The sequence below is a fragment of the Bacteroidales bacterium genome (assembly GCA_021157585.1).
Classification (GTDB): domain Bacteria; phylum Bacteroidota; class Bacteroidia; order Bacteroidales; family UBA12170; genus UBA12170.
Genome location: JAGGWH010000003.1, coordinates 1 through 6453, shown reverse-complemented (window position 1 = coordinate 6453; position 6453 = coordinate 1). Strand labels below are relative to the sequence as shown.

Annotated in this window: 5 protein-coding genes and 1 tRNA gene; 3 read left to right on the top strand and 3 right to left on the bottom strand. The window is 34.1% G+C overall.

Going from position 1 to position 6453, the window contains the following annotated elements:
- Together J7K39_00095 and J7K39_00090 are read right to left on the bottom strand one after the other, a co-directional pair.
- On the bottom strand, window positions 1-2582 hold a 2582-nt coding region (locus tag J7K39_00095), incomplete at its 3' end, for a valine--tRNA ligase (GenBank protein ID MCD6178280.1).
- A gap of 76 nt (window positions 2583-2658) precedes the next feature.
- Entirely contained in the window at window positions 2659-3795 is a 1137-nt protein-coding gene (locus J7K39_00090) for an ABC transporter permease (GenBank protein ID MCD6178279.1), read from the bottom strand.
- 133 nt (window positions 3796-3928) lie between these two features.
- Between J7K39_00090 and J7K39_00085 the strand changes: the two genes are divergently transcribed.
- The 3 genes from J7K39_00085 (at window position 3929) to J7K39_00075 (ending at window position 5231) form a co-directional block, all read left to right on the top strand.
- Window positions 3929-4004 (top strand) — tRNA-His (locus tag J7K39_00085).
- Window positions 4005-4113: 109 nt separating this feature from the next.
- Entirely contained in the window at window positions 4114-4464 is a 351-nt protein-coding gene (locus tag J7K39_00080; GenBank protein MCD6178278.1) for a hypothetical protein, read from the top strand.
- Between the two features lie 17 nt (window positions 4465-4481).
- Window positions 4482-5231 carry a site-specific integrase gene (locus J7K39_00075; protein ID MCD6178277.1) on the top strand — a complete coding sequence of 250 codons (750 nt, stop codon included), beginning with the start codon at window positions 4482-4484 and terminating at the stop codon, window positions 5229-5231.
- 124 nt (window positions 5232-5355) lie between these two features.
- Here the strand turns inward: J7K39_00075 and J7K39_00070 are convergent, their stop codons facing one another.
- Window positions 5356-6243 (bottom strand): aspartyl protease family protein, encoded by an 888-nt coding sequence (locus tag J7K39_00070; GenBank protein ID MCD6178276.1) that lies wholly within the window; start codon window positions 6241-6243, stop codon window positions 5356-5358.
- Window positions 6244-6453 lie beyond the last annotated feature (210 nt).

Below are 6453 nucleotides of genomic sequence, written 5' to 3'. Positions count from 1 at the left end.
TTTTGCGCGGCATCAGAGAGTTTTTTGCGCTCTAATTCTACTACTTTTTTCGGTGCGTTATTTACAAAGCGTTCGTTTGATAATTTCTTTTCTATCGATTTTGAAAAGCCTTCAAAATATTTTAATTCCGCTTTTAGCTTAGCTGTTTCGGCTTCAATATCTATTGCATCTTTAATGGGTAAAAAGAATTCGGTAGCACCTACCATAAAACCTAAACTGGAGTCAGGTTTTTCAGTAGTATTTTCTAAAACACTTAAATTACCAAGTTTTAAAATTACCGATTGAAAATCGGGGTTTAAATTGCCTTTATAAAACAATTCCAACTTTTCTTTATTTGGTATATTCTTTTCTTTCCTGACTTTTCTAATCTGATTAATAACCTCTGAAGCAGTAGCAAAATGTGACAAATGGCTCGAATTGAATTCTCCTGCTTTTGGTATTTGAGCTAAAATGATATTATCCTCTTCATCGCGTTCAGCCAATAAATGCCAGATTTCCTCAGTGAGGAAAGGCATAAATGGATGTAATATTTTCATTAACTTTTCAAATAAAGCTATGGTTTGCAAATATGTTTTTTCATCTATTGGAGCTTGATAAGCAGGCTTAATTATTTCCAAATAGTTTGAACAGAAATCGTCCCAGATTAAACGGTAGGTGCTCATCAAAGCATCGGATAAACGGTATTTGCTAAAATGATCTTCGATTTGAATGAGACTTTCGTTAATACGTGCATCTAACCATTCTATTCCGCGTTTGGCATATTCGGGTTGTTCAATTTTTGCTATTTCCCATCCTTTTACTAAACGTAAGGCATTCCAAATTTTATTACTAAAATTCCGACCTTGCTCACAAAGTGCTTCATCAAAAGGAAGGTCGTTGCCGGCAGGCGAGGTGAGGAGCATTCCAACTCTAACTCCGTCAGCACCATATTCGTTTATTAATTTAATAGGGTCGGGGCTGTTTCCCAAAGATTTGGACATCTTTCTGCCTAATTTATCACGTACGATTCCTGTGAAATAAACATTTTTGAAAGGAATCTCTTTTCGGTATTCCAGTCCACTCATTACCATACGAGCAACCCAGAAGAATAGAATCTCTGGCGCTGTAACCAAATCGTTGGTAGGATAGTAATAGTTAATCTCCTTATTATCAGGATTCCTAATTCCATCGAAAACAGAAATTGGCCATAGCCAGGAAGAGAACCAAGTATCTAAAACGTCTTCGTCTTGTATCAAGTCATTCAAACTGATATTTCCAAGTTCAGGATAGGTTTCTTTGGCTTTTAGCAAAGCTTCTTCGGTAGATTTAGCTACCACCATTTCGTTGTTTGGAAGGTAATAAACCGGAATACGTTGTCCCCACCAAAGCTGACGAGAGATACACCAGTCTTTTACATTCTCCATCCAGTGTTTGTAAGTATTTTTAACTTTTGCAGGATGAAATTTAATGCTGTCGTTCATTACAACATCCAATGCAGGCTTAGCTAAATCTTGCATCTTCATAAACCATTGCAAAGAAAGTTTAGGTTCTATTACTTCATCGGTACGTTCAGAAAAGCCAACTTTATTGGTGTAATCTTCTATTTTAACCATAAAGCCTTTTTCTTCCAGTTCTTCTGAAATTTCTTTTCTTACAACAAAGCGATCTTTTCCAATATAAAGTTCTGCCGATTTGTTTAATGTTCCGTTATCATTAAAAATATCGATAACATCAAGCTTATATTTTAGTCCAAGATTATAATCGTTAATATCGTGAGCAGGGGTTATTTTTAAACAACCTGTTCCAAATTCTCTATCTACATATTCGTCTTGAATAATAGGAATAGCACGATTTACTAAAGGAACTAAAACACGTTTTCCTTTTAGGTGTTGAAAACGTTCGTCTTCGGGGTGGATACAAACGGCAGTATCGCCAAGAATAGTTTCCGGACGCGTTGTGGCAATGGTTACCCACTTATCTTTTTCGCCTTCAACTTGATAGCGAATATAATAGAGCTTTGATTTTATTTCTTTATGGATTACTTCCTCATCAGAGAGCGCAGTTAAGGCTTTTGGATCCCAGTTTACCATGCGAACACCACGGTAAATCAATCCTTTATTGTATAAATCTATAAATACATCAATAACAGAATCGTAGAGATCCGGATCCATTGTAAATTTGGTGCGCTCCCAATCGCAACTGGCACCTAATTTCTTCAATTGCTCAAGAATAATTCCTCCGTGTTTTTCTTTCCATTCCCAAGCATGCTCCATAAATTCATCACGACTTAAGGTGGCTTTGTCTATCCCTTGTTCTTTCAGGTGATTTACCACTTTAGCTTCAGTAGCAATAGAAGCGTGATCGGTACCCGGAACCCAGCAAGCGTTTTTCCCTTGCATTCTGGCTCTACGAACCAAAACATCTTGAATGGTATTGTTAAGCATATGCCCCATATGAAGAACTCCTGTTACATTGGGAGGTGGAATTACGATGGTGAACGGCTCACGTTCGTCGGGCTCTGAATGAAAGTAATTTTTGTCGAGCCAAAACTTATACCATTTTTCTTCTATTTCTTGAGGACTATATCTTGAAGGAATTTCCATTGCTAATCAAATTTATTTTGAAGCGCAAAAGTAAGCATTTTTTGCATTTTGCAAAGCTATGACAAATGAAATCAAATCAATAGGAGCGTACATTAAATACTTCGCGTAAACCCTTACCGAATAGCATAAATGTTAGTACCAATAAGAGAATAGCAAGTCCGGGCAGTAGGGCAAGGTAAGATGAATCGAAAAAAATAGAACTATAATTTTCGCGTATCATACTTCCCCAGCTTGGTGTTGGAGGAGCTACGCCTAAGCCTAAAAAGCTAAGCCCGGCTTCTACAAGAATGGCACTGGCAAAATTGGCTGCTGAAATTACAATTACCGGAGCAACAATATTGGGTAAAATATGATGAAAAATAATACGGAAATGTGAATATCCTAATGCTTTTGCCGCTTCTATATATTCCTGATTTTTATAAGCAATAACTTGTCCGCGTACCACGCGAGCAATTTCTACCCACATACTTAAACCAATGGCGATAAATACTTGCCAAAATCCTTTTCCAAGTGCAAAAGTAATGGCAATAATCAATAGGAGAGAAGGTAGCGACCAGATCACATTGATAAGCCAAAGAATAAAATCATCTATTTTTCCGCCAAAATATCCTGCAATAGAACCAAGAGAAGTTCCAATAATTAAGGCAATAAGAACGGCTACAAATCCTACAGATAAACTAATCCGCATACCTAATAGTAATCGACTTAGTAAATCTCTACCAAAACGGTCGGAGCCTAAGTAAAATGTTTTTGTGATTATTATTTTTGAGAGGGCTTTGTTTATTTGTGCATTCTCAGTAAACCTGTCCTCAGAATAATCTTTTATAATCTTACTTAATGGAAAATATATAGTGTCTTTTATAAAAGTATTTGATTTTGTAAAAGGAACAATTGCTAATTTATCTTGCGATATATGGTATGATTGTATAGGGATTTCTGAAAAATTATAAGTTTTACCGAAGAGTAAGTGATTAAAAAAAAACTGTTCTGATATTTTTGTGTTTTTTGGAAGCTGTATAAAAGTGATTTCTGTTCCCGGTTTTAATTTGCTTAATTCAAGAAACTGATTGTTGGCATTAGGACTGGAATCGGGAGCAATATAATAGGCAAAGAAAGCGAGTAGAACAGCAAGCCCAATAATTATTGACGATACAAAGGCCAAGGAATTATTTCGTATTTTATAGAAAAATGATTGATTATTAGTTTCGGTCATAAATTATTGAGATTGTCCTTCTAAAAACGGAAGCAATTTACAAATAAAAAGACAGAAAAAAAGACCGTTTTTAATTTGCAAAATTATAAAATAATGTATCTTTGCATCCGCTAAAGGCTTTAAGCCTGCAAATGGTGATTGTAGCTCAGTTGGTTAGAGCGCCGGATTGTGGTTCCGGAGGTCGCGGGTTCGACCCCCGTCTTTCACCCGATAAACGCTGAAACTCCTATGAATAAAGGGTTTCAGCGTTTTAATTTTGTTCTGAAAAGGTGTGCTAAGTGGTTTTTGTCCAGGGGAGGCTAAAAACAAAGTACCAAAATGAACAGAAAAAAGATGGCCACAGTACCGAAGTTGAACAATCGGGGTGGTGATGTTACCAAGAAATGGTTTGTTTATTACAGATTCTGGAATGAACGCAGTCAAAAATTTGAACCTATTAGAGTTTATCAAGGTTTTGCTGAAAGAAAATCAAAAAATGGTAAAACGATGTGGGCAACCAAGCTCATTGATGAAATTACTACCAAATTAAAAAACGGATATGATCCTATCGCCGAAAAGGAAGAGGATATTATTTTTTACGATGAGATAGAGTATTCTAATATTACTAATCTTGGAGGAAGAAATAAGAAGAGCAATAAGAATGTTAATTATGGGCGAATAAATATTTAGCTTATTTATGTCACGATATTTCTAAATCAACATACACTACTTATCAGAGTAAGCTAAGAATTTTTATTTATTATTTGAAAAAGAAAAAACTGGCAAATGTTGATATTACAATTATATCTCCTAAAATAGCTCGCGATTTTTTCGATTATTTAGCAAACGAAAGAAAAATATTTAACAGTCGTCAGATGTACAAAGAGCTATTGCAAAGGCTTTTTGATTATATTATTAAGCAAAAAGCAATTCGTATCAATCCTTTTGCAGAAATTGAGATAAAGTTAAAAACAGTACAACCACCACGATATTTTCAGGAACATAGTTTGAGAAATATGAGAAAGTATATGCTGGAAAATGATCCGCAATTGTGGTTAGCATCACGACTTATCTTCTATTGTTATATAAGACCACACGAGATTCGGTTTATGAAAGTTGGTGATATATTGATTAATGAGGGTGTTATAAGAATTAAGGCTGACATCAGTAAAAACAGAAAAGAAAGGAATCCTGTAATTCCTGAACATTTCAAACAGGAATTGGTACAAGAAGGAATATTAAATCATCTAGAAGATTTCATCAATTCACTTTCTGCACTAAGAGGTATTTCCATTTCAGCAACTAAACAGGGGATGTTATTGATTTTAAGAGGAATAGTACAATCCCAATTCATCAAAGCAAGATCGCTTAAAAGAATGTTTGTTTCAACTGGTTTTGTGTCTCTTAAGAATTGCCACCAGGGAAGTATTTTATTCTGCATCAGCCAACTTTGGTGATACCAAGGGAAAGATACCTTTCTAGAAAAGAAATCAGATAGAACATAATTATCGGTATCGTGAATTGTGTGTGTTGCAAAAAGAACATAAGGCGAGAATGTCATTTTTTGTTGTGAACAGTACTTCAATCATTATCAAGTTTTTTTATTTTATATTTATCATTTATATTGTCAATGTAGATTTCGCATTTTTCAAAAAACCTCATTCCAATTCTCAACTGACTTGAATTATTTACTGTAGTTTCTACATTTTCAAATTCGATATTCCCTAATCTAATAAGAGGAAGAATACCAATCTTTTCTTTTATGGTTTGATTACCTCCAAGTGTATATCTTTCCCTCTCATTATTTCTAAAATTGTATGTACTCAAAATTTCCTTTCCAAGTTTTGAATCTTTAGGAATGTTGAATAATGAAGTTGAACCTAAATCTATTACAACTTTATATTTTGTGCCATTAAGAGTTATGTAAGTATAAGGTACACCTCCTTTTCTTTTAATTTCAATGCTTTGAAATGAATTGTCGGCTAAATTTTCATTTGAAATTTCTATTTTTTTAAGAGGATAATTAATTAGCCAATTGGCTTTACTTATTATGGGTTGTCCTATTATACCTCCAAAATTATTAATCTGCTCTTTTAGACCTTTCATATCTCCGTTCCAGGCATAAGTATTTCTAAAGTTTATTGTTCCTATTTCAATCGACTCAACTATTTCTTTGCCTAATTCCATTTTCCTTTTGGATGCTCCTTTAATTTTCGATATGTCTCCTTTTAGAGTAGCCCTTTGTATTACTGTTAGGTCTGCACCTGTGTCAAATAGAAAATTCTTTTGTTCTCCGTCAATTTTTGCCGGTATTAGTACTAAGCCCTTTGCTGTAGAAAAATCCATAGAATAATGAAACTTATTACTTTCTATATCTCCATTTTTTTGAAGTTTAGTTATTGAGCATCCATTTATTAAGAATAGTGCGGTAGTGATAATGATTATTTTAAAAGAGTTTATGGAGTTCATTAGCTTTTTTGTATTGTTTACAATGGGAGTTTACGCAAAAACTGCAATTTAATTTAAAAAATATCAAAAATAGACATAAGTCTTTGTGTGTTGTTTTTATTTTTCAATTGTTTTAGCTGCTGGTGTACCTTTTAAACTTAATTTAACTAACTCTGAGATGAAAAGGGTAAAAGGTTCTATATTATTGTTTACGCTCGCTTCCTCAAGAGC